We start from the raw sequence: 20,989 nt of genomic DNA, 5'->3' as shown, positions 1-20,989 counted from the left end.
GAGATCAATGGTCGCGAAGGGCCGCGATCAGTTCGTCCTTGGTCATGTTCGACCGCCCGTCGATCCCGATCTTGCGGGCCTGCTCGTAGAGTTCCTCGACGGTCCGATCCTCGTAGCGATCGCTCTCGCCCCCCTTCTCGGACGGGGCCATCTCGTCGTTGGCCTGGGCGTTCGCGATCCGCGCGGCCTTTTCCTTCGACGCGCCGTCTTCGCGCAGCGCCTGATAGGTCTCGTCGTCCTTGATCGAGGGGCCATGATTCTTGGTCACCGGAACCTCCGTGCTAAGTCTTTGCGAAACGGCGCAGCCCATGGGGGGTTCCGCCATGATCAGCGAGAGATGAATGAGCGACGACGACGGTCAGAAGTACGAAGGCAGGGGGAACGGGGCTTCGGGCGCCAAGGAGGAGAAGTCCGTCGATCGCGCCTCGCGCCTGACGGCGCCGCTGATCTACGAGGTGATCCGGCGCGACGGGACGGAGGAGATGACGCGACCGATGTCGTCGCTCGTCTTCTCCGGGCTCGCGGCCGGCATCCTGATGTCGTTCTCGATTCTCGGGGAGGCGATCTTCCGGACGTATTTGCCGGTCGACAGTTCCGCCGCGTTCCTGCTCGAGAATCTCGGCTATTCGCTCGGTTTCATGATCGTGATCCTCGGACGCCAACAGCTTTTCACGGAGAACACGATCACCACGGTCCTGCCGATCCTCGCCAATCCCTGTCGCGAGCACGTGGTGCAAACCGCGCGGCTCTGGGGGCTCGTGCTCGCCGCGAATGTCGTCGGCGCCTTCATCGCGGCGCTCTTCATCGCCTATTCGAGCGGGTTCGAGGACGACGTCGTCAAGGCCGTGGGCGATCTTTCGCGGCATTCGACCGAATTTCCCGCGCTTACGGGCTTCGCGAAAGCGATCCCCGCGGGCGTGCTCGTCGCCGGGATCGTCTGGATGCTACCCACGCAGCCGCGCAGCCCGTTCTTCCTGATCCTGACCTTCACCTGGCTCATCGCGGCGGGCGACTTCCTGCACATCATCGCAGGATCCGTCGAGATGGCGTTCCTCATGGTGCAAGGGGAGCTCGGCCTGATCCCCGCGATCTTCCGCTTCTTCATTCCGGTACTGCTCGGAAACGTCGTCGGCGGGACGATCGTCTTCACGCTCATCGTCTGGGCGCAGGTGAAGGCGGAGATCAAGGGAGCTTGAGTGTTGCGGGAATCTCCCTAACCGGAAATGTGATGCGGGGCCGCTTTGCACCAGTGAAACGCTCCATTAATCTTTCATCTATCCGGTGCGGGGGAGCGATGTGAAAGACGGGTTTTGGGGTGTCTCTGCGCTGGTGATCGGCTGTCTGTCGTTCGGCTCCGCATCCGCTCTCGACAACTTGCAGTTCGAGGTACTCGGGGGCGGCGATCTCGAGGACGAGCTTCGCAATTCCTCGCTCGTCGTCGCCGCGGAGGCGGATGACGTCACCGATCCGCAGGAGCTTCTCTCTGCCGCGCGGGCGGATTACGGGCGGCTCGTCGGTGCGCTCTACAGCGAGGGGCATTTCGGCGGCGTCATCAATATCCTCGTCGACGGCCGGGAGGCCGCCGACATTTCCCCGCTCGCGCAGCTTGGGGCGATCAACACGATCTCGGTCCGCGTCGCGCCGGGACCGGTCTACACCTTCTCGCAAACGCGCGTCGCGCCGCTCGCGCCCGACACCGAACTGCCCGAGGAATTCGCCGTGGGCGCACCTGCCCTGACCCCGCTCATCGAGGATGCGGCAGGACAGGCGGTCACGGGCTGGCGGGAAGCGGGGCACGCGAAGGCGGAGATTGCCGGACAGAGCGTCGTCGCGCAGCATGACGTCGATCGCCTCTCCGTCGATATTGGTGTCGCGCCCGGACCGCTCGTCCGGTTCGGCGACCTGATCCTGCGCGGCAGCGACGCCGTGCGGCCCGAGCGGCTGCGCGCGATCGCGGGGCTGCCTACGGGCGAGGTATTCGATCCGGAGGAGCTTCAGCTCTCCGTCGACCGGCTTCGCCGGACGCAGGTCTTCTCTTCCGTCGCCCTGACGGAAGCGAAGCGGCTGGGGCCCGGCAACACGCTCGACATCATCGGTCAGTTCTCCGCGCAGCCGCCTCGGCGGTTCGGTTTCGGCGCGGAGGTCTCGAGTGTCGATGGCGTCGGTCTCTCGAGCTTCTGGCTGCACCGCAACCTGCTCGGCGGTGCGGAACGGCTGCGGATCGAAGGTGCGGTCTCGGGCATCGGCGGACGGACCGGCGGCACCGACTACTCTGCCGGGATAAGGTTCGACCGTCCCGCGACCTTCTCCGCAAACAACGATTTCTATACCGAGGCGCAGATCGCCCGCCTCAACGAGCCCGACTACATCTCCAACACCGGCACGATCGGGGCGGGAATCACGCGCTACGTCAGCGAATACGTCGAGTTGGAATACGGTCTCGCCTACCGGTTCAGCCGGGTGGAGGACGAGAACGGCACGACCGATTACAGCATGCTCACCCTGCCCATCGACGCGACCTACGACAGCCGCGACGTGGCGCTCGACGCGAAAACCGGTGTCTATGTCGCCCTTGGCTTCACGCCGTTTCTCGGCCTGAACGAGGAGACCGGCGACGGAGCCCGGGCGACCTGGGATGCGCGGACCTATTTCAGTTTCGGGGAAACGGATCGCATCACTCTCGCCGGCCGGCTGCAGGGCGGATCCATCATCGGGGCGGATCTGGACGCGGTTCCCAACGAGTACCGGTTCTACTCGGGCGGTGGCGGAACCGTGCGCGGACAGCAATACCAGTCGCTCGGCGTGACGCTGAACGGGATCGATTCGGGCGGTGGCTCCTTCGTGGGGGTCTCCGGAGAGGTGCGGGCCGGAATCACCGATTCCATCGGTCTCGTGGCCTTCTACGATTACGGGATCGTCGGCCGGGACAGCTTTCCCGATGGCTCATCCGACGATCAGTCGGGCGCGGGCCTCGGCGTGCGCTATGTTACGCCGATCGGTCCTATCCGCCTCGACGTGGCGACACCGGTCTCGGGCGATGAAAGCAGTGGCGTCGAAGTCTACGTCGGTATCGGGCAGGCATTCTGATGGGTGGTATCGCACGCAAGCGCAGCTTGAGGACCGCGTTCCTCGCCCTCGTCGTCGCGGCCTTTCCCGTGGCGGCGCAGAACACGTCCGATCCGGTGGAGGAGGACGACGGTGGCGGCTTTCTCGAGCGCCAGATCGAGAATCGTCTCTCGGGACCGGGCTTCGATGTCGACGTCCGGGGATTCGAAGGGGCTTTGTCGTCGCGTGCGACCGTATCGGCCATCATCATATCCGACGACGAGGGGCCGTGGCTCACCGTCCGCGATGCCGTTCTGGACTGGAACCGCTCGGCGCTCCTGCGCGGACGGCTGGAGGTGGAGGAGCTCTCCGCCGCCTCCATCTCGCTGCCGCGTCTGCCGCAGGGTGACAACAGCACGAACGTCCCCTCGCCGGAGGCGCAGCCCTTCAGCCTTCCCGATCTCCCCGTTTCGATCAACATCGACCGGCTCGCGATCGATCGCGTCGAGTTGGGCGAGCCGGTCATCGGTCAGGCGGTCGCGCTCTCTCTCGAAGGTTCCGCGGAGCTTGCGGGCGGGGCGGGCCAGGTCGACCTCCATGCCGAGCGGGTGGACGGGGAGCAGGGCGTCTTCGACATCGCGGGCAGCTACGACAACGAGACCTCGGATCTCTCCGTCAACCTGAACGTCGACGAGGGCGCGGGCGGGATCGTCGCGAGCCTGGCGGGTCTGCCGGGCGAACCGCCGCTTTCCGCGAGCATCGAAGGCTCGGGGCCGCTGTCGGACTTCACCGCGACCATCGCGCTCGCCACGGCGGGCGAGCCCCGGCTTGACGGGACCGTGACCCTGATGGAGGACGATCAGGGGGCCAGCCGGTTCTCCGTCGATCTCGGCGGGGACCTGAGCGAACTCTTCACGCCCCAATACCGGTCGTTCCTCGGAACCGATGTCCAGCTTACGGCCGAAGGGTCGCGATCGGCTGACGGTGCCATTGATCTTCAGGCCCTGAACCTCGATTCGCAATCGCTTGAATTGCAGGGGCAGGTGCGTATCGGCGCCGATGGCGTGCCGGATCTCATCGATGTGACCGGGCAGGTGGCCTCGGACCGCGGTCCCGTTCTCTTGCCCGCGGGCAGCGACATCCGCGTCGGACGCGTCGGCCTCGACGTGCAGTTCGACGCGAGCGCGGGCGAAAGTTGGACCGGCGACATCGTGCTCGAGAACTTCGAACAGCCGGGCGTCGCGATCGAACGGATCGCGCTCGATGGCAGCGGCATCATCGCCGGGAGCGGCGATACGCTCGAGGTGACCGCGGATCTCGATTTTGCCGCCGACGGACTCGATCTCGAAACGGAGGGCCTGACCGAGGCGCTCGGGGATTCGATCACCGGACGGGCGCAGATCGGCTACGATGCCGGGTCTCCGATCGTCCTGTCCGAGCTCACGGTGGACGGGGCCGGGTTCGACCTTTCGGGCAACGGACAGGTCGATCCGGACGGGGAGAACCTCCCCGTGGCCTTCGACGCGCGGCTCGATGCCAGCGACCTCGCCGTTTTCGCGGCGCTCGCCGGCCGACCGCTCGCCGGGGGCCTCTCTGCCGATCTCGACCTAAACGCCACGCTTCTCGACGGCGGCTTCGACGTCACCCTCGACGGGCAGGCGCAGGACCTCCGTGTGGGTGTGGAGACGCTCGATCCGCTCCTGACCGGGCAGACCGACCTCACCCTCGACGCGACGCGCGATGCGAACGGTCTGCGCGTCGACACGATGACCCTACAGAACGAGGCGGTCGATCTCGACGGCACCGCCGATCTGACTTCGGAGACAGGCACCGCCCGCGCGAATGTCCGGGTCGATGATCTGGGCCGGATCTCTCCCGACCTTTCCGGGCCCGCGACGCTCGCCTTCACCGCAGAGAATCCTGGCGATGCCTGGACGATCAACCTCACGGCGGACGGGGCGGAGGCGAACGTGGACGGCAATGCCGTGATCTCCGAACTTGACGCGGAATCGCCCCTGGCCGATTTCGACCTGAGCGTCGCGGCAGGGAATCTGTCCAATTTCTCAGTCTTCGCGGGCCGCGAACTCGGCGGATCGCTCGATATCACGACGGACGGCCGGGCGCGGCTCGATGCGTCGAACGTCACGGCGCAGATCGACGGCACGATGCAGGATATCGCGCTCGACCAGCCGGAGTCCGATCGGCTCCTCGCCGGAACGACCACGCTTTCAGCCTCGATGGAGAAGGACGGGGAGCGGATCACCGTCCCGGATCTCTCGATCGAGAACCCGCAGATCACGGCGTCGGGCAATGCCAGGATCGCGCCGCAGGACAGTCTCGTCGATGCGGACATCGTTATCGCCGAGTTGTCCGAAGTCGTGCCCTCCATGTCGGGAGAAGCAGAGGTTTCCCTCGACGCATCTGAGAACGCCGAGGGCTGGACGGTCGCGTTCGACGCGACGGGTGCCGATGCCAGCGTCTCCGCAGATGGAACGGTGACCGAACTCGATGGCGCGGGATCGCCGCTGGCCGACGGAACGGTGTCGATCAATGTACCCGATCTCGCAGCCTTCTCCGAGCTTGCCCGGCGCGAACTCGGCGGCGTGATCGATCTGACCGCGGACGGGAGCGCCCGGTTCGACTTCTCCCAGGCGGAAGGTCGGATCGACGGTACGCTGCGCGACCTCGCGGTCGGACAGCCGGATCTTAACCGTCTCCTTTCTGGCGTTACCGAGCTTGCCGCTCAGGCGCAGAAATCGGGTGATGTCATCACCGTTCCCGACATCACGTTGTCGAACCCGCAGATCAACATCGATGGCGAAGGGGAATACGGCACGCCGGATGGCGCGATCCGGGCCCGGATCGCACTTCCCGATCTCGGCGACGTCGTCCCGGAACTCTCCGGCGCAGCCGCTCTCGATCTGTTGGCGGAGCGGATGGAAGAAGCGTGGCAGGTCACGCTCGATGGCGACGGGGCGGGAATCGTCCTCGACGCGTCGGCAAGCGTGACCGGGCTCGAAACGGCAGATGCGCCGGCCGTCGATGGACAGATGTCGTTGCAAGCGGCGGATCTGTCCCGGTTCGCGCGAGTCTCGGGACAGTCTCTCGCGGGCTCGCTCGATCTTTCCGCGTCGGGGAACGCTGTCACCGATGGCAGCAACTTCGATGTCGAGGCACAGGGCAGCGCGGATGGGTTGCGGACGGGTATCGCCGAGGTCGATCAACTTCTCGGCGGCACCACGACCTTCGACGCCGCAGCCTCGCGGGAGGGACCCGAAGCCCCGATCGAGGTCGAGCGGTTCTCGCTCGATTCCGCCGGTCTCGACGCGACGGCGAACGGCCGCCTCCTTGGCGGCCAGAGCGACCTGACCTTCGACGCCCGCCTCTCCGACCTCGGTATTTTCGTCGACGGGTTGAACGGTCCGGTTACCGCCACGGGACGCGCCGGGCAGGCCGAACAGAATTTCACCATAGATACGGACGTCACGGGGCCCGCCGGCATAACGGCCACGATCTCGGGGCAGGTGGCGGAAAGTTTCGAGACGGCGAATATCGATGTCACCGGATCGGCGCCGTTGCGCCTCGCCAATCCGTTCCTCGATCCGCGTGCGTTGAGCGGTCAGGCGCAGTTCGATCTCGGGCTCGACGGGCCGCTTGCACTTTCCTCGCTCTCGGGCACCGTCACCGTCGCCGACGGTCGCCTCGTCGATCCCTCCCTTCCCGCTGTTCTGGATAACATCGACGCAACGGCCCGGATCCAGAACAGCAACGTACAGCTTTCCGTAACCGCCCAGAAGCAGGAGGGCGGCCAGATCCAGGTTTCCGGACCGATCTCACTGCAGTCAGGATACGATGCCAATCTCGCGATCGTGCTCGACAACGTGATCTTCGAGGATCCGCGCCTCTACCGCACCGAACTCGATGGCACGCTGTCGGTCGCCGGCGCGCTGACCGGTGGTGCCCGCATCGCGGGAACCATCACCCTCGACGAGACGGATGTGCGCATACCGTCCACGGGCCTCGGTGCGACCGGCCCGATACCGGACGGCCTCGTGCATGTGGGCGAATCGCAGGCAGTCCGGCAAACGCTTCGTCGCGCCGGGCTTCTCGATGATCCCCAGGAGGGAGGAGCAGGCGGTGGAGCCAGTGTAGCTTTCCCGCTGGATATCACGATCCTCGCGCCAAATCGCATCTTCATTCGCGGTCGCGGTCTCGATGCGGAGCTCGGGGGGCAATTGACGCTGCAAGGGACGACGGCAAATGTCATTCCCTCGGGCCAGTTCGATCTCATTCGCGGTCGGCTGGACCTGCTCGGGCAACGTATCGTTCTCACCGAGGGAGAGTTCGCGCTGCAGGGCGATTTCACACCGGTGATCCGGCTCGTCGCGCGGACGGAACAGGGCGACGTCGTGATCCTCATCATCGTCGAAGGGCCTGCCCTCTCGCCCGAAATCGATTTCCGGTCCGAACCGGAACTGCCCCAGGACGAGGTTCTGGCCCGGCTGCTCTTCGGACGCTCGATCGACGAGATTTCACCGATCCAAGCCGCTCAGCTCGCCTCCGCGGTCGCTACGCTGGCCGGCCGGGGTGGTGACGGCATCATCTCGAATATCCGTCAGAATATCGGTCTGGACGATCTCGACGTCACCACCGACGAAGAGGGGAATGTCGGTGTCCGGGCCGGGAAATATATCTCGGAGAATGTCTATACCGACGTGACGGTCGGCTCGGACGGAGAGGCGGAGATCAACCTGAACCTCGACGTCACCGACTCGGTCACCGTGCGCGGCGGCGCGTCGAACGACGGCGAGACGAGTCTCGGCGTCTTCTTCGAGCGTGATTATTGAGCCACATATGGGGTCGACCAGATACAGTGGTCATTCTCGCGGAACTCACCCCGCTCTCTACCGTTAGCTACCCAATCGTCGGATAACGGAACGGTGGAAGGCCAAGTCGTGCCATGAACTATTGCGCAATGATATTGCTATACGTCGCGCTCGGATCGGGTCTCTTGGGCTTTGGCGGTCTGGCGTACACGACAGCTGGCTTGGCGCAGGGCATGTTCTTCATCTCCCTGCTCGCCTTCGTTATTATTGCCGCCATAAAATTGGTGCAGACCAACCGAGACCTTTGATCGGCTGATCCGCTTAGACCTTCAGGCTTCGCTTTTGAGCGACTCTGTGCTGGAGAAGAACATCGCTTGGCTGACAGCCGAGCGTACCTGCTCCTCGGAATACGGCTTGGCGATCAGGAATGCAGGTTCCGGACGCTCCCCGGTCAGCAGTCTTTCCGGGAAAGCGGTAATGAAAATTACCGGAATCTCCCCGAATTGCTGAAGCAGATCGTTCACGGCATCGACGCCGGACGAATTGTCCGCCAGCTGGATGTCGGCAAGAATCAGGTCGGGCCGGTCCTTCGCGCCGAGTTCCACGGCGGCGGTTCGCGTTCTGGCGATCCCGGTGATCTTGTGACCGAGTTCCGAGACGATCGAGTGGATATCCATTGCGATGATCGCTTCATCCTCGATGATCATCACCTTCCCCGTCATGGACTTTTCCATTTCGGAGATCGCGATGTCGACAAGGCTGCGCGCTTCCTCGGCGTCGCTCCCCATGATCTGTCCGACCTCGTCGAAGTCGAACCCTTCGATGGTCGAGAGCAGCAGGGCTTCACGCGTGTTGTTCGTCAGGCCCGACATATGGTCCAGCGCACGCGATTCCATGCGGGTGACCGGATCGACGGTATCGGCCGTGGGTGCCCCAGCGGTCGACCAAATCTTGTGGAAGGCGCGGAAGAGCGCCGTTCGGGGCGCGATGTCCCGCTCGAATATCGAGGGCTCCTGCAGAATCGCCTCGAGGGTGGCAGCGGCGTAATTGTCGCCGGTGCGTTGCGAACCCGTCAGCGCGCGGGCGTACCGGCGCAGGTAAGGAAGTTCCCCCCCGATCGTGTCGGACAGTTCGGCAGATGCGGTATTTGACGTCATCAGGTCGCGGTCCTCGGATATTATGGCGGAACATTCACCGCATCGTGGCGTTTGTTCCCGTTCAGTGGAATATTTAACAGTCAATCAGGTGGCTTCAATCCTCATGTCGCAGGAAAAGAAAAGCTCGAACGTCATGCGACAGATCGACGAAAATCTCAGGCGCGTTTATAAGGACGATCAGCCGGACGAGGTCCCGGACCGTTTCAGGGAACTCCTAGACCGGCTGAAAGCCCAGGACAAACCGGATGAATGAGCATAGAGATCCCAGAGAGGAACTCGTCGAACATCTTGGAGCGCTCAGAGCGTTCGCGATGTCGCTTACGCGCAATTCCGCAGCCGCGGACGATCTCGTTCAGGACACGATCGAGAAGGCGTGGAAGAACATGGACAAGTTCCAGCCCGGCACCAACCTCCGGGCCTGGCTCTTCACGATCCAGCGCAATGCGTTCTACTCGATCCGTCGCAAGGCAAAGCGCGAGGTTGCCGACGTAGATGGCGTCATGGCGGCCGGATTATCAGAGAAGCCCGCTCATGACGGGCGGCTCGCGATGAACGATTTTCGCAAGGCGTTCGAAAAATTGCCAGACGAACAGCGCGAGGCGTTGATGCTCGTCGGTGCGTCGGGTTTCGCTTATGAAGAAGCGGCCGACATGTGCGGGGTCGCGGTCGGCACGATCAAGAGTCGGGCGAACCGGGGCCGCAGGAAACTGGCGGAACTGATGGGCCTCGACCCGAACGAGGACCCGGTCATCTCCGATACCACGAACGATTCCGTGATGACGGCCTCGACATCTCGGCAAGGGTGAGCCCCGTGCTGCCGGGAGGACGCGGAATAGATGGCCTCGACCGACTTGACGTAAGGTTGGTCGCGCTTCTAGGTCTTGCGCTTCTTCCGATCGGCATCATCGCGATGGTCCAGACCTATCGTGTGATCGACGAAGCGGACAGCAACGCCGAAGCGGCGTTGGCTGGTATGACGATTTCGGCGGCCAATTCGGAACGCGAGGATATCCTGCGGATCCGCGGCGCGGCGCGCGTCACCGCCGCGCTCGTTCCTCTCCTGCTCGACGACCTGCCGGGATGTTCGCGGCACGTGGAACAGTTCGTCAATTCCAACGATGCGGTCTCGTTCGGGGGATATGTCGATCAGGAAGGCATCCTGCTCTGCGGTTCGGCTGCCGTGGGGGAGGATTTTTCCGAAGCACAGCTCCACATCGAGCAATCAGGGCTCGATACGGGTCTCATTGTGGCCGTGCCCGGAACGATCTCGAAACGGAACGTCGTCGCCGTCACACAACCGGTCTACATCGACGGCGTGCGGCAGGGATATGTCGTGTTCTCGATCCCGCAGGAGCCGTTGGAAGTTCAGCGCGCCACGGAAAATTCGCCCCTTCCGCTCGTCACGTTGACCTACAACGATCAGGGCGATCTGCTCTCCGAATGGACGTCCGATCCGGATATCGATATCGCGGGATCTATGCCGAACGCGCTTTCGCTCGCCGAACTCACGACGTCGTCGCAGGCGTCGTTCGAAGTTCGGGCGAACGACGGAGAGCGGCGTTTCTATACCATCGCACCGCTGATACCTGGCGAAATCTTCGCCATGTCGATCTGGCGTCCCAGTGCCGTCCGAACAGGTGGTCTTACCGCGGCATCGGCGCTCCTCTTCCCGCTTCTCATGTGGCTCGTCAGCATCGGCGTCGCTTACTTCGCGGTTCACAGGCTCGTCGTGCGCCATATCCGGCTTCTGCGCCAACGGATCCGGGCCTTTACGATGAACCGTCGGATACTGGCACCGGATGGTGACGGCGATATCCCCAGTGAACTTCGCGAAGTTTCGGACGCGTTCCATCTGCTGACCGAACGGATCGTCCGCGACGAGGCGGATCTGGAGAACAGCATTCACGAGAAAGACGTGTTGCTGAAGGAAGTGCACCACAGGGTGAAAAACAACCTTCAGCTCATTTCCTCGATGATCAACATGCAGGTGCGCAAGTCGCCTGCGCCAGAAACCCGGGCCATCCTCAAGCGGATGCAGGAACGCGTCATGGGTCTCGCAACAATCCACCGCAATCTCTATCAGGCGAGTGTGCTGTCACGCGTCGATTCCGAGCGCCTGATCGCCGATCTCATCGAACACGTGATCCGGACCTCCGATCTCGAGGATCGCGGCGTAAAGCTCGAGGTCGACGTCGAACCCGTCATCCTCTATCCCGACCAGGCCGTGCCGCTTTCGCTTCTCGTGACGGAGACGATCACCAATGCCATCAAGTACGTCGGAACGCCGCCCGACGGTCCTCCCTGGATCAAGCTGTCGCTGCGTTACGAGGAAAGCGGCAACGTGGTCCTGCGCGTCGTGAATTCCACGCAGACACCGATGCAGGAGATCGAGAGGGGCGAGTCCTCCGGTCTCGGGACCCAGTTGATGGGGGCGTTCGTGCTTCAACTCGATGCCGTTGCCCGTATCGGTCCGCAAGATGACAGCTTCGTCGTTGAAGTGGAATTCCAGCCGAGCGATTTCGGCGAGGCTGCCTGATGGACGGTCCGCCCGGCGCCGCGAGCGTTCGCCTGCTCTTGACCGCGGAAGAGGCCTTTCCGGCTTTCGAGGAGGCGGCGCTCGCGGCGCGACGCCGGATCGTCGCTGGATTCCGTATCTTCGATCCATCGACAAAGCTCCGATCCGAGATGGGTCGCAAGATCGGTGCGGACTGGTTCGACCTCCTCGTTCACGTCCTGCGACGGGGTGTGGCGGTGGACCTGCTCCTGACCGATTTCGATCCGATCATCATGCCGGACATGCATCGGCAAACGTGGTCGAACATGCGAAAGCTCTATGCCGCGGCGGAAATCGCGGGGCCCGATGCGAGATTGCGGGTGATCGCCGGGATGCACCCGACCCGCGCGGGCAAGCTTGCGAAGATCGCTCTCTGGCCGAAGGTTCATTCCGAGCTCAAGGAGGTTCTCGAGGGGTTGAACGCGATGTCGCCCGAGCGCAGGAGGGCCGCGTTTCGCGATCAGCCCGGCCTGCGTCGCTGGCTCGAGGAGGGGGAGGACGAAAAGTTGCGGATCGGCCGCCGTGCCGCGCCCGATCTTTTCCCCGTCACGCATCATCAGAAGCTGGCGGTGATCGATGGCGAGACGCTCTATGTCGGTGGCCTCGATCTCAATCCGCGCCGGTACGACACTCTGGATCATGAAAGGCCGGGGCGGGAAACATGGCATGATATCCAGCTCATCCGGTCAGGCCCGGAGGCGGCAGCGGCGGAGGATCATCTCAATACTCTCATCGAGGTCACCGAAGGACGGTGCGACCCGCCCAAGCCGGACCCTGCGTTCCTGACAACGGTGTCGGCTTGTAGGAACAATCCGATTCTGCGCCTTTCTCCCGTTCCGGTCCGGTCCGAGATCAGGGAGGAACTACATTCTCAGATCGGGGCGGCCTCCTCCTTCGTTTACCTCGAGACCCAGTTTTTCCGCGACAAATCCGTCGCGGACGCGCTCGTCGAGGCGGCTATTCGTGCGCCGGAACTCGAGCTTCTGATGATCCTGCCCGCCGCGCCGGAAGTCGTCGCTTTCGAAGGACGAAAGAAGCTCGACGCGCGATACGGGGAGTATCTGCAGGCCCACTGCGTACGGAAGGTGCAGGACGCGTTCGGGGACCGCGTCTATTTCGCCGCGCCCGCACAGCGGCGGTCGGCCGGTCCGGGCCGGGAGGGCCACCGCGACAGGCATTACGGCGCACCGCTGATCTACGTCCATGCGAAGCTCTGCGTCTTCGATCGCCGGGCCGTACTTGTCTCGTCGGCCAACCTGAACGGGAGGTCGCTGCGCTGGGACACGGAAGCTGGTCTCATGACACGCGACGAGGGGTTTGCGGAGCATGTTCTCAGCCGTGCCATCGCGCACTGGCTGCCCGAAACGCCGGTCGACATGAACGCGTCCCTCGTCGAACAGGTGCGGACGCGCGCTCGGCAGGACGCTGCCCGATCGCCGGAGGATCGAGAGGGATTTTTGCTCCCTTACGACCTCGACGCGGCGGAGGATTTCGGCCGGGCACTGCCCATTATCCCGGATGAGATGGTCTGAACGCCCTGGGAGTGCGGCGAGCGCCTCAGTCGAAGAGGAGGTGACCCTGGTCCGCCCGCCGCCGCAATCGGTCGAGCGACAATTCCCGTTCGTCGTCGAGCAGCACGGAGATGAAAACGAGCTCGTCTGACAGCATCACGTCCGCAATCTCCCCGAGGCGCCCGGTATCGTCGAAGGCGTCCGTTCCAATCCAGGGGCTGGCGCGGTCCATGTCGAGGATCCGCGACCGACCGTCGAGCGCGCTCGTCTCCTGCGGCTGACTTTCCTCGGCGGATTCCAAAAGTTGTGCCTCCATCAGTAGCGGTGAGAAAGTGCTGCCGAAGGGGCCCACGACGATCGGCGGCAGGATCGACGGCTCGCTCGGTGCATCGAGCCATCGCGGCGCCGCCTCAAGACCTTCGCGATCCAGATGGACGGGCCAGCTTTCACCGTCTAGAGCACCGAACCGATCGAGAGAGACCAGCACTTCGCGGTGGTCGAGCCAACCGCCAATATCGATCGCGGCATACCGCAGCCTGCGGTCTTCTGGACGGTAGAAAAGCTCGATGATCGGAAAATCGCCCTCTTCGGTATGCGCTGTGGCGCCGAGAAGAGCCTTCAGGGAATTGGACATTATTGCACCTCTGCAGGAAAACCCGCATTGCTGATGTGGGTTCCCGGAACCGACCGGCTAGAGTGACGTTCAAGTTAGCTTGACGTTAGGAGATGCATCATGGACTTCGCCTGGCTTATACCGCTTCTCGCACTCATCACCCTTCTGGTCGTTCTGGTGCTTGCCCTTCGAAGCAAGCAACATACGGAAAATCGCAGGCAGGATCCGAACGCGCCGAAGTCGAGCCTCGCAGCCGACGGTATTGCTTCCAAGAAAGCTCCTTGATCGGTCGCGAGGGGGATCGTTTGCGTACTGGAACCTCGCGGGCTTCGTGGGTATTGGTGGGGTAACCAGAACGCTCAGGAGGCATCCATGGCCCAATCCGCCAAGCCCGACGCAACCGTCATGAAGACCGATCCGACCACAGAGGATCTCTCGCGTCAGGTCGAGCTTCTCAAGACCGATATCAGCCGCCTTACGGAGACGATCGGGGATCTCGGTCGTGCCAAGGGTCGGCAGCTTCGCAGCCAGGCGGAAGACCAGGCGGCTTATGTGCGGGACCGGGCCGAAGGCAAGGTGGACGAGATCGAGCAATATGTGCGTGCCAATCCGGCGACCGCGCTCGGAATCGCGGCCGGGATCGGTCTGCTCGTCGGATTGCTGAACCGGCGCTGATAGATAATGCTCGCGGGACCTCTGCTCCAGGCGCGCCTCACGGCGCGTCTTGTCGCGCGGCGCGCCGTGTTCGGGTCGATTGGCGGGGTATGCCTCCTGATCGGAGCCGGGTTCATGGTGGCCGCGATCTGGATTCTGCTCGACCGGGCCTATGGACCTCTCGCCGCTGCACTGGTTCTTGCCGTGATCTTCTGCGGGCTCGGGTTCTGTATCCTCGCCTTCTCGCGAATTCCGCCCCGCGTCGTTCCGCGTGAGGCAGCGCAACGCATGGCCGACCCCCGCATGGCGCCTCCGCCGACCGGGCTGACATCTGCCGGACTGATCAGCGCGTTTCTCTGGGGGTTGAATGCTGGCCGGGGCGTGAGGCGACGTCGCTGACGCCGCGCTACGACAATTCGGTCGGTCAACTGTCGGAAACGTAGCTGTCGGCGACGGTCGCCCGCCGCTGTCCCATCGGACGCTCCGAACCCACGGTCGTGTCCTCTTTCGTGCGCAATTCCAGTTCGGCGTTGAGCGACGCGCCGAGAAGGACGGAAAAAGCGCTCAGATAGAGCCACATCAGAAGCGCCATAACGGCCCCGAGCGTGCCGTAGATCTCGTTGTAGTTGCCGAAATTCGAGATGTAGAACGAGAACGCCCAGGAGATCGCGCCCCAGATGATCACGGCAACGAGTGCTCCCGGCGTCAGCCATCCGGTCCGCGCCCGCCGCCGGTTGGGTCCGAATCGGTAGACGACCCCCAGCGCCACGATGAGGACGCCGAGTGCCACCACCCATCGCACGCTCGCCACGAGCAGCGTCGTCAGCGGGCCGAGTGGTAGGAAATTGAGCACGATCGGCAGGATCACGACGCAGCAAAGCGCTACGAGCGCCACGCCGATTAGGAGGAACGTTACGCCGAAGGCCGCCGCGATCTGGCGAACGCCGATGCGGTTCTTCTCCCGATAGATGGCATTCAATCCGGTTATGAGGGAAGCCACGCCGGCGCGTGACGACCAGAGTGCCGCGGCGAGGGACAGCGCGGTCGCCCAGCCGAGCGTGCTCGAATTCGCCGACACGAGAGTGGATACCTGCTGGTCCACGATGGCATAAGCATCACCGGGCATGAAGCCGCGCAGAAGCTCGATCTCGTCCTGAACCTCGATGGGGTTCGCGAAGAAGCCCCAGATCGCGATTACGGCAGCGACGGTGGGGAAGATTGCGAGCATCCCGTAGAAAGCGACCCCGGCAGAGATCAGGGCGAGGTTGTTGGTGTTCGACTCGTTGAACACACCCTTTGCGGCCGACCACCACAGACGCCAATTCCATTGCTGTCTCACATACCCACCCATCCCACTCTCCGCGTCGGCGACGAACGTCAGTTCAGTTCCGAGGCGGATTTCAGTACGCAATCGCCATCATCCTGCTCGATCATATACGCGGGTTCGTCGTCCGACGCATCCCTCGTGATCTCCGAGCCCTTGATCGTGCGGGTCACCTTCTCCGTGAAGCGCTCCGTGATCTTTCCGCTTCCCGTGCCGTTGCCCCAGTTCCACTCGACCTTTTCGCCGATCTGATACTTTGCCATCCCAGGCCTCCGATTGTCGTTCGAGGCGAAACCCTGAAACGATCAACCCGGTTCCTCTCGCGCTCGCGAGTTGGAATCGCGACCCGGAGGGTTTATGTTCACCTCATGCCCGCGCCGTGGCCGAACGGCGTTCAGTGAAGGAGGACGATGTCCTGTCTCTCATCCAGATCGCGACCGCCGGCACGGTCGCAGAAGGTCCGGGGTCCGCGTTGACCGCGCCCGATCGCTCGCTGACCAGCGAAGAGCTGTTGCAGCTTATCCTCAAGTCACTCGATGACGATCAGGCCGTGGATGTCGTGCAGATCGATCTGCGCGGCAAGACGCAGATGGCCGATTACATGGTGATCTGTTCCGGCCGGTCGTCGCGACAGGTCGGCGCCATCTGCGAGAAGCTCGTCGATCGTCTCAAACGCGATCATGCGCATTCGAGCAAGATCGAGGGCAAGGATGGCGGCGATTGGGTCCTGATCGACACGGGCGACGTGATCGTCCATGTGTTCCGGCCCGAAGTGCGCGATTTCTATCAGCTCGAGAAGATGTGGTCGACGCCCGAGCAGACCGCTTCCCGGCTATAGGCGCTTGCGAGTCCGGCTCTGCACGGTAGGCCGGCTGCGTTCCGGACCGGAACGCGACCTCGTCACGGATTACCTGGCCCGTTTCGACCGGGCCGGTCGGGCCTTGTCGCTGGGCCCGGCGGAGGAGATCGAGGTCGATCCGCGCCGCGCGCAGGGCATGGCCGCCGAGGGCGACGCGCTTCTGCGGCATCTGGGTCCGGGCGGAATGGTCTGCGCCCTCGACGAGCGCGGTTCGGCGCTCACATCGCCGAAATTCGCGGATAAGCTCGTCGCGTGGCGCGATGCCGGTCATTCCGACCTTGCTTTCGTCATAGGCGGCGCGGATGGCCTCGCGCCCGCGATCCGTGAGCGTGCCGACGCGTCGATATCCCTTGGCCGAATGGTCTGGCCCCACATGCTCGTGAGGGTCATGCTGGCCGAACAACTCTACCGCGCTGTCTCGATTCTTTCCGGGCATCCCTATCACAGGGAGTAGCCGCGCCCGGCAGGGCACGTTAAGACCTTGGCGACGCAAGATCGAGGTGTCCTCATGAGCCCGCCCAGACCCGTCTGCCTTTGCATCCTCGACGGTTGGGGGGACCGCGAAGAGCGCGAAGCCAATGCCCCGCGAATCGCCGAGACCCCCAATTTCGACCGGATCCGGGCGCATGGACCCGCGGCGCATCTCGTCACGCACGGGCCAGATGTAGGGCTGCCGAAGGGCCAGATGGGCAATTCGGAGGTGGGCCATACGAATATCGGGGCCGGTCGGGTCGTCGCGATGGACCTGGGCCAGATCGACCTTGCCATCGAGGATGGCTCCTTCGCCAGGGCCAGCGCGTTGCGCGCGTTCGTTTCCACGCTCAAGGGTTCGGGTGGGACAGCGCATCTGATGGGCGTGATTTCCGACGGGGGCGTGCACGGACATCTGGACCACGTGATCGCCGCGGCGCGCGCGATCGCGTCCGACGGTGTGCCGGTGATCGTTCACGCCGTGACGGACGGTCGCGATGTCGCTCCGAAATCGGCCCTGCCATTCCTCGAGCGGCTCGAAGCCGATCTGCCCGACGGTGTGCGGGTCGGGACGGTCACGGGGCGCTACTACGCGATGGATCGCGACAACCGCTGGGGCCGGGTCGAGATCGCTTATCGCGCGATGATCGACGGCAAGGGCACGTCCCGGGCGCCAAGTGCGACGGCTGCCATCGAAGCGGCCTATGCAGACGGCGTCACCGACGAATTCGTTCCGGCGACCGTCATCGGCGCGTACGGCGGCGCCGAGACGCAAGACGGTTTCTTCTGCCTCAATTTCCGGGCCGACCGCGCGCGGGAAATCCTCGCGGCGATCGGCGAGCCGGGCTTCTCCCAATTCGACGTCTCGGCCCGTCCGGACCTTCGTGCGCGGCTTGGGATGGTTGAATATTCCGACGCGCACAACGCGTACTTCGAAGCGGTCTTTCCCAAGCGGAAGCTCGTCAACACGCTTGGCGAATGGGTGGCGCATCACGGCCTCCGGCAGTTCCGCGTCGCGGAAACGGAGAAGTACCCGCACGTGACGTTCTTTCTCAACGGCGGCAAGGAGGAGCCGGAGGAGGGAGAGGACCGCGCGATGCCGAAATCCCCCGACGTCGCGACATACGACATGAAGCCGGAGATGTCGTCTGTAGAGGTCACGAACCGGTTCGTGGAGGCGATCGAGGCGGGCTACGACCTCATCGTGTGCAATTATGCCAATCCCGACATGGTGGGCCATACCGGCGATCTGGATGCTGCGGTGGCCGCCTGCGAGGCGGTGGATCGCGGTCTCGGACGCGTGCTCGACGCGTTGGAAGCCGCCGGCGGAGCGATGATCGTGACGGCCGATCACGGCAATTGCGAGACTATGGTCGATCCGGCGACGGGCGGTCCCCACACCTCGCACACGACGAACCTCGTCCCCGTGATCCTCGCCGGTGGGCCGGATGGCGCGTCCCTTGCCGACGGGCGGCTCTGCGATCTCGCGCCGACGCTGCTGGCGTTGATGGAACTCGAGCAGCCAGAGGAGATGACCGGACGAAACCTTCTGGCTTAGGTCGATGGCCTCTAGATCGTGGCGCCGGGCGCGCAATCGTGAATGATTTGGACGAATCTGCGCGGATCTGGCAGTTTGATCAGCCGAGAATGACGATATGTTCCCCGAACCGACAAGGGCGGATGATCCCGGGCGCTGGCCAAGGGGCCGCCCTGTCGACTTAGATGACGCGAGGCCGCGAGTGATTCGAGCCGAGCCCCGAAGAGGTCCCGTGCTCCGGAAGCAAGATAGGACGACATCCATGAGAAAATTCGTGATGGCCGCACTGGGCGGAACGCTCGCGGGGGTGGTTCTGACGACCCAGGTCGCCGGACCGCTGATCGCGCAGGAGGGCGACGGCCGGGCGAGCGTCTACGAGCAGCTCGATCTCTTCGGAGACATCTTCGAGCGGATCCGGGCGCAATACGTCGAGGAGGTCGACGAGCATGACCTGATCGAGGCGGCGATCGATGGCATGCTGACCTCGCTCGACCCGCATTCGAGCTACCTCTCTCCCGATGACGCCGCGCAGATGCGGACCCAGACCCGCGGTGAGTTCGGCGGCCTCGGCATCGAGGTGACGCAGGAGGAAGGCTTCGTGAAGGTCGTTTCCCCCATGGACGGCACGCCTGCCGCGGAAGCCGGGATGCAGGCAGGGGATTTCATCACCCATGTCGATGGAGAATCGCTCCTCGGTCTGACGCTCGACGACGCGGTGGGCATGATGCGCGGTCCGATCGGGTCGGAGATCGTGGTGACGGTGGTTCGCGAAGGGGTGGACGAGCCTTTCGACGTGTCGATCGTGCGCGATACGATCGAGCTCACCGCCGTGCGTTCCCGCCTTGAGGGCGAGACCGTCGTGCTCCGCGTCATCACGTTCAGCGACCAGACCTATCCGAAGCTCGTCGAGAACCTCAACGAGCAGGTCGAGGCCGCGGGCGGCATGGAGAACGTGAACGGCTTCGTCATCGATCTGCGCAACAATCCGGGCGGCCTTCTCAATCAGGCGATCGAGGTTTCGGACGCGTTCCTGAACGAGGGCGAGATCGTCTCGACCCGCGGGCGGGACGTGGCCGACAGCGACCGGTTCAACGCGGAACAAGGTGATCTCGCGGAGGGCAAGCCGATCGTCGTGCTGATCAACGGCGGTTCCGCCTCGGCCTCGGAAATCGTGGCGGGCGCCTTGCAGGATCACCGCCGCGCCATCGTCGTGGGGACCAAGAGTTTCGGCAAGGGCTCCGTCCAGACCGTGATGCCGCTTCGGGGCGACGGGGCGATGCGCCTGACGACGGCGCGCTACTACACGCCATCGGGCCGATCGATCCAGGCCCTCGGCGTCTCGCCCGACATCGTCGTCCAGCAGCCTCCCGTCGGCGAAGAGCCGGAGGAGGACGAGGACGGCGGCGCCTTCCCGAGCCGGTCGGAGGCTGACCTGCGCGGATCGCTTCAGAACGATTCGGTGACGGATGACGAGCAGCGGATCATCCGCGAGGAGCAGGAAGCCGCGGAGGAGGCCGCGCAGCTTCGTGACGAGGACTACCAACTCGCCTATGCGATCGACATCCTCAAGGGCCTGTCCGCTTTCGGACCGGAGCAATGATGCGGAGGGGCCTCGACGGTCCGGTCGTGCGATGAGCGGCGGCCTTCCCTACCGTCCCTGCGCGGGGATCGTCCTCGCGCGGGCAGATGGCAGCGTCTTCGCCGGTCAGCGGATCGATTCCGCCGCCGGTGCATGGCAGATGCCACAAGGCGGCATCGATGCGGGCGAGAGCCCGCAACAGGCGGCGCTGCGCGAGCTCGAGGAAGAAACGGGGATTACCTCCGATCTCGTCCGTGTCGAGGCGGAGACGGACGACTGGATCCGCTACGACCTGCCCGAAGAGTTGCTGGGGCGGCTCTGGGGGGGCAAGTACGGGGGCCAGATGCAGAAATGGTTCCTGATGCGATTCGAGGGGACGGATGCGGATGTCGGCATCGACACCGCGCATCCCGAATTCTCCGAATGGGCCTGGATGCGTCCGGAAGTTCTGGTGGAGCGGATCGTGCCCTTCAAGCGCGATGTCTACGAGGCCGTTTTCGCGGCGTTCCGGAGCGCTCTCTGAAATCTGGCCTCGTTGCGCTCGCGGCGTTTGTTTCCGGTCCGGCGATTGCGCGTAGCCCGACGTTACTTGGAGTCCCGCGCGGCCTTCGCTGAGCGCAACTCGGTAGTGCGTGGCCGCTTCGATTTCGAGGGCAGCGCAGTGACGGGGGCCCGGGATCCCGTTCCTGTGGCATGGGTTCAGAGCCATCGATCTCGGGCTTGGCCTTCGTCCACTCTGGATTCTTTCCGAACTTGCGTCGGACGCTGACCGGCGGTTGGCATAATACATCGCTGCGGGGAATGTACGTCCAAAGCTGAAAATTCTGACTCCCAAAAAGAACGAAATGAGAACATAACG

At 63.9% G+C, this 20,989-nt stretch carries 21 protein-coding genes; 16 read left to right on the top strand and 5 right to left on the bottom strand.

Translation table 11 applies throughout. The annotated features are described in order from the left end of the window. Nucleotides 1-4: 4 nt before the first annotated feature. The gene (locus LX81_RS02945; protein ID WP_111536016.1) at nt 5-268 is read right to left on the bottom strand and encodes a DUF7218 family protein; all 264 of its coding nucleotides are present in this window, start codon (nt 266-268) and stop codon (nt 5-7) included. A 73-nt stretch (nt 269-341) separates the two neighbouring features. Between LX81_RS02945 and LX81_RS02940 the strand changes: the two genes are divergently transcribed. The 4 genes from LX81_RS02940 to LX81_RS23280 all read left to right on the top strand — a co-directional run bounded on the left by LX81_RS02940 (nt 342) and on the right by LX81_RS23280 (nt 8,179). After that, nucleotides 342-1,196 (top strand): formate/nitrite transporter family protein, encoded by an 855-nt coding sequence (locus tag LX81_RS02940; protein ID WP_111535799.1) that lies wholly within the window; start codon nt 342-344, stop codon nt 1,194-1,196. A gap of 100 nt (nt 1,197-1,296) precedes the next feature. After that, nucleotides 1,297-3,087 carry an autotransporter assembly complex protein TamA gene (locus LX81_RS02935; RefSeq protein ID WP_111535798.1) on the top strand — a complete coding sequence of 597 codons (1,791 nt, stop codon included), beginning with the start codon at nt 1,297-1,299 and terminating at the stop codon, nt 3,085-3,087. Next, entirely contained in the window at nt 3,087-7,892 is a 4,806-nt protein-coding gene (locus tag LX81_RS02930) for a translocation/assembly module TamB domain-containing protein (protein WP_111535797.1), read from the top strand. Before LX81_RS02935 ends, LX81_RS02930 begins: the two co-directional genes overlap by 1 nt. Before the next feature lie 113 nt (nt 7,893-8,005). Continuing rightward, complete coding sequence (locus LX81_RS23280; protein WP_111535796.1) at nt 8,006-8,179, top strand: DUF1328 family protein; 174 nt, start codon at nt 8,006-8,008, stop codon at nt 8,177-8,179. Nucleotides 8,180-8,200: 21 nt separating this feature from the next. On the opposite strand, the gene LX81_RS02920 is transcribed toward LX81_RS23280, so the two are convergent. Next, the gene (locus LX81_RS02920; RefSeq protein WP_111535795.1) at nt 8,201-9,028 is read right to left on the bottom strand and encodes a response regulator; all 828 of its coding nucleotides are present in this window, start codon (nt 9,026-9,028) and stop codon (nt 8,201-8,203) included. A 22-nt stretch (nt 9,029-9,050) separates the two neighbouring features. On the opposite strand from LX81_RS02920, the gene LX81_RS23240 reads away from it, so the two are divergent. The 4 genes from LX81_RS23240 to LX81_RS02900 are packed head-to-tail and all read left to right on the top strand — an operon-like array spanning nt 9,051 to nt 13,114. Next, nucleotides 9,051-9,281, top strand: a complete 231-nt coding sequence (locus LX81_RS23240; RefSeq protein ID WP_308418327.1) for a NepR family anti-sigma factor — start codon at nt 9,051-9,053, stop codon at nt 9,279-9,281. After that, a complete protein-coding gene (locus LX81_RS02910; protein ID WP_111535793.1) occupies nt 9,274-9,834 on the top strand; it encodes an RNA polymerase sigma factor in 561 nt (186 codons plus the stop codon). Before LX81_RS23240 ends, LX81_RS02910 begins: the two co-directional genes overlap by 8 nt. A 5-nt stretch (nt 9,835-9,839) precedes the next feature. Further along, nucleotides 9,840-11,564, top strand: a complete 1,725-nt coding sequence (locus tag LX81_RS02905; protein ID WP_146259381.1) for a sensor histidine kinase — start codon at nt 9,840-9,842, stop codon at nt 11,562-11,564. Continuing rightward, nucleotides 11,564-13,114 carry a phospholipase D-like domain-containing protein gene (locus LX81_RS02900; RefSeq protein WP_111535791.1) on the top strand — a complete coding sequence of 517 codons (1,551 nt, stop codon included), beginning with the start codon at nt 11,564-11,566 and terminating at the stop codon, nt 13,112-13,114. Before LX81_RS02905 ends, LX81_RS02900 begins: the two co-directional genes overlap by 1 nt. A 25-nt stretch (nt 13,115-13,139) precedes the next feature. On the opposite strand, the gene LX81_RS02895 is transcribed toward LX81_RS02900, so the two are convergent. Continuing rightward, the gene (locus LX81_RS02895) at nt 13,140-13,727 is read right to left on the bottom strand and encodes a hypothetical protein (protein ID WP_111535790.1); all 588 of its coding nucleotides are present in this window, start codon (nt 13,725-13,727) and stop codon (nt 13,140-13,142) included. A 99-nt stretch (nt 13,728-13,826) separates the two neighbouring features. Between LX81_RS02895 and LX81_RS22085 the strand changes: the two genes are divergently transcribed. From LX81_RS22085 to LX81_RS02885, 3 genes are all read left to right on the top strand, one after another. After that, entirely contained in the window at nt 13,827-13,991 is a 165-nt protein-coding gene (locus tag LX81_RS22085) for a hypothetical protein (protein WP_170133832.1), read from the top strand. A gap of 87 nt (nt 13,992-14,078) precedes the next feature. Next, complete coding sequence (locus tag LX81_RS02890; protein WP_111535789.1) at nt 14,079-14,381, top strand: ElaB/YgaM/YqjD family protein; 303 nt, start codon at nt 14,079-14,081, stop codon at nt 14,379-14,381. A gap of 6 nt (nt 14,382-14,387) precedes the next feature. Then, nucleotides 14,388-14,759 carry a hypothetical protein gene (locus LX81_RS02885; RefSeq protein WP_111535788.1) on the top strand — a complete coding sequence of 124 codons (372 nt, stop codon included), beginning with the start codon at nt 14,388-14,390 and terminating at the stop codon, nt 14,757-14,759. A 25-nt stretch (nt 14,760-14,784) separates the two neighbouring features. Here the strand turns inward: LX81_RS02885 and LX81_RS02880 are convergent, their stop codons facing one another. Both LX81_RS02880 and LX81_RS02875 read right to left on the bottom strand, forming a co-directional pair. Beyond that, nucleotides 14,785-15,711 (bottom strand): YihY/virulence factor BrkB family protein, encoded by a 927-nt coding sequence (locus LX81_RS02880; RefSeq protein WP_111535787.1) that lies wholly within the window; start codon nt 15,709-15,711, stop codon nt 14,785-14,787. Between the two features lie 26 nt (nt 15,712-15,737). Next, nucleotides 15,738-15,947 carry a hypervirulence associated TUDOR domain-containing protein gene (locus tag LX81_RS02875; RefSeq protein WP_111535786.1) on the bottom strand — a complete coding sequence of 70 codons (210 nt, stop codon included), beginning with the start codon at nt 15,945-15,947 and terminating at the stop codon, nt 15,738-15,740. A 134-nt stretch (nt 15,948-16,081) separates the two neighbouring features. On the opposite strand from LX81_RS02875, the gene rsfS reads away from it, so the two are divergent. From rsfS to LX81_RS02850, 5 genes are all read left to right on the top strand, one after another. After that, a complete protein-coding gene (gene rsfS, locus LX81_RS02870; protein WP_234822466.1) occupies nt 16,082-16,522 on the top strand; it encodes a ribosome silencing factor in 441 nt (146 codons plus the stop codon). A 4-nt stretch (nt 16,523-16,526) separates the two neighbouring features. After that, nucleotides 16,527-16,997 carry a 23S rRNA (pseudouridine(1915)-N(3))-methyltransferase RlmH gene (rlmH, locus tag LX81_RS02865; RefSeq protein WP_111535785.1) on the top strand — a complete coding sequence of 157 codons (471 nt, stop codon included), beginning with the start codon at nt 16,527-16,529 and terminating at the stop codon, nt 16,995-16,997. A gap of 54 nt (nt 16,998-17,051) precedes the next feature. After that, on the top strand, nt 17,052-18,572 hold the full coding sequence (gpmI, locus tag LX81_RS02860; RefSeq protein WP_111535784.1) for a 2,3-bisphosphoglycerate-independent phosphoglycerate mutase: 1,521 nt from the start codon (nt 17,052-17,054) through the stop codon (nt 18,570-18,572). Between the two features lie 241 nt (nt 18,573-18,813). Next, nucleotides 18,814-20,151 carry a S41 family peptidase gene (locus tag LX81_RS02855; RefSeq protein WP_111535783.1) on the top strand — a complete coding sequence of 446 codons (1,338 nt, stop codon included), beginning with the start codon at nt 18,814-18,816 and terminating at the stop codon, nt 20,149-20,151. Between the two features lie 31 nt (nt 20,152-20,182). Further along, nucleotides 20,183-20,653, top strand: coding sequence for an RNA pyrophosphohydrolase (locus tag LX81_RS02850; RefSeq protein ID WP_111535782.1), 471 nt, complete (start codon nt 20,183-20,185; stop codon nt 20,651-20,653). The last annotated feature ends 336 nt before the right edge of the window (nt 20,654-20,989 follow it).

This window comes from Palleronia aestuarii (assembly GCF_003253995.1).
Lineage (GTDB): Bacteria > Pseudomonadota > Alphaproteobacteria > Rhodobacterales > Rhodobacteraceae > Palleronia > Palleronia aestuarii.
Note: the sequence above shows the minus strand (reverse complement) of the source record. Positions and strands in the feature narration are given on the sequence as shown.

Bases quoted from the DNA above. Each gene is read 5' to 3' on its own strand.
- gpmI (WP_111535784.1), top strand. From the start codon at position 17,052: ATGAGCCCGCCCAGACCCGTCTGCCTTTGCATCCTCGACGGTTGGGGG.
- LX81_RS02910 (WP_111535793.1), top strand. From the start codon at position 9,274: ATGAATGAGCATAGAGATCCCAGAGAGGAACTCGTCGAACATCTTGGA.
- LX81_RS22085 (WP_170133832.1), top strand. From the start codon at position 13,827: ATGGACTTCGCCTGGCTTATACCGCTTCTCGCACTCATCACCCTTCTG.
- LX81_RS02895 (WP_111535790.1), bottom strand. From the start codon at position 13,727: ATGTCCAATTCCCTGAAGGCTCTTCTCGGCGCCACAGCGCATACCGAA.
- LX81_RS23240 (WP_308418327.1), top strand. From the start codon at position 9,051: ATGGCGGAACATTCACCGCATCGTGGCGTTTGTTCCCGTTCAGTGGAA.
- LX81_RS02920 (WP_111535795.1), bottom strand. From the start codon at position 9,028: ATGACGTCAAATACCGCATCTGCCGAACTGTCCGACACGATCGGGGGG.
- LX81_RS02940 (WP_111535799.1), top strand. From the start codon at position 342: ATGAGCGACGACGACGGTCAGAAGTACGAAGGCAGGGGGAACGGGGCT.
- LX81_RS02875 (WP_111535786.1), bottom strand. From the start codon at position 15,947: ATGGCAAAGTATCAGATCGGCGAAAAGGTCGAGTGGAACTGGGGCAAC.
- LX81_RS02880 (WP_111535787.1), bottom strand. From the start codon at position 15,711: ATGGGTGGGTATGTGAGACAGCAATGGAATTGGCGTCTGTGGTGGTCG.
- LX81_RS23280 (WP_111535796.1), top strand. From the start codon at position 8,006: ATGAACTATTGCGCAATGATATTGCTATACGTCGCGCTCGGATCGGGT.
- LX81_RS02890 (WP_111535789.1), top strand. From the start codon at position 14,079: ATGGCCCAATCCGCCAAGCCCGACGCAACCGTCATGAAGACCGATCCG.
- LX81_RS02900 (WP_111535791.1), top strand. From the start codon at position 11,564: ATGGACGGTCCGCCCGGCGCCGCGAGCGTTCGCCTGCTCTTGACCGCG.
- LX81_RS02855 (WP_111535783.1), top strand. From the start codon at position 18,814: ATGAGAAAATTCGTGATGGCCGCACTGGGCGGAACGCTCGCGGGGGTG.
- LX81_RS02930 (WP_111535797.1), top strand. From the start codon at position 3,087: ATGGGTGGTATCGCACGCAAGCGCAGCTTGAGGACCGCGTTCCTCGCC.
- LX81_RS02850 (WP_111535782.1), top strand. From the start codon at position 20,183: ATGAGCGGCGGCCTTCCCTACCGTCCCTGCGCGGGGATCGTCCTCGCG.
- LX81_RS02885 (WP_111535788.1), top strand. From the start codon at position 14,388: ATGCTCGCGGGACCTCTGCTCCAGGCGCGCCTCACGGCGCGTCTTGTC.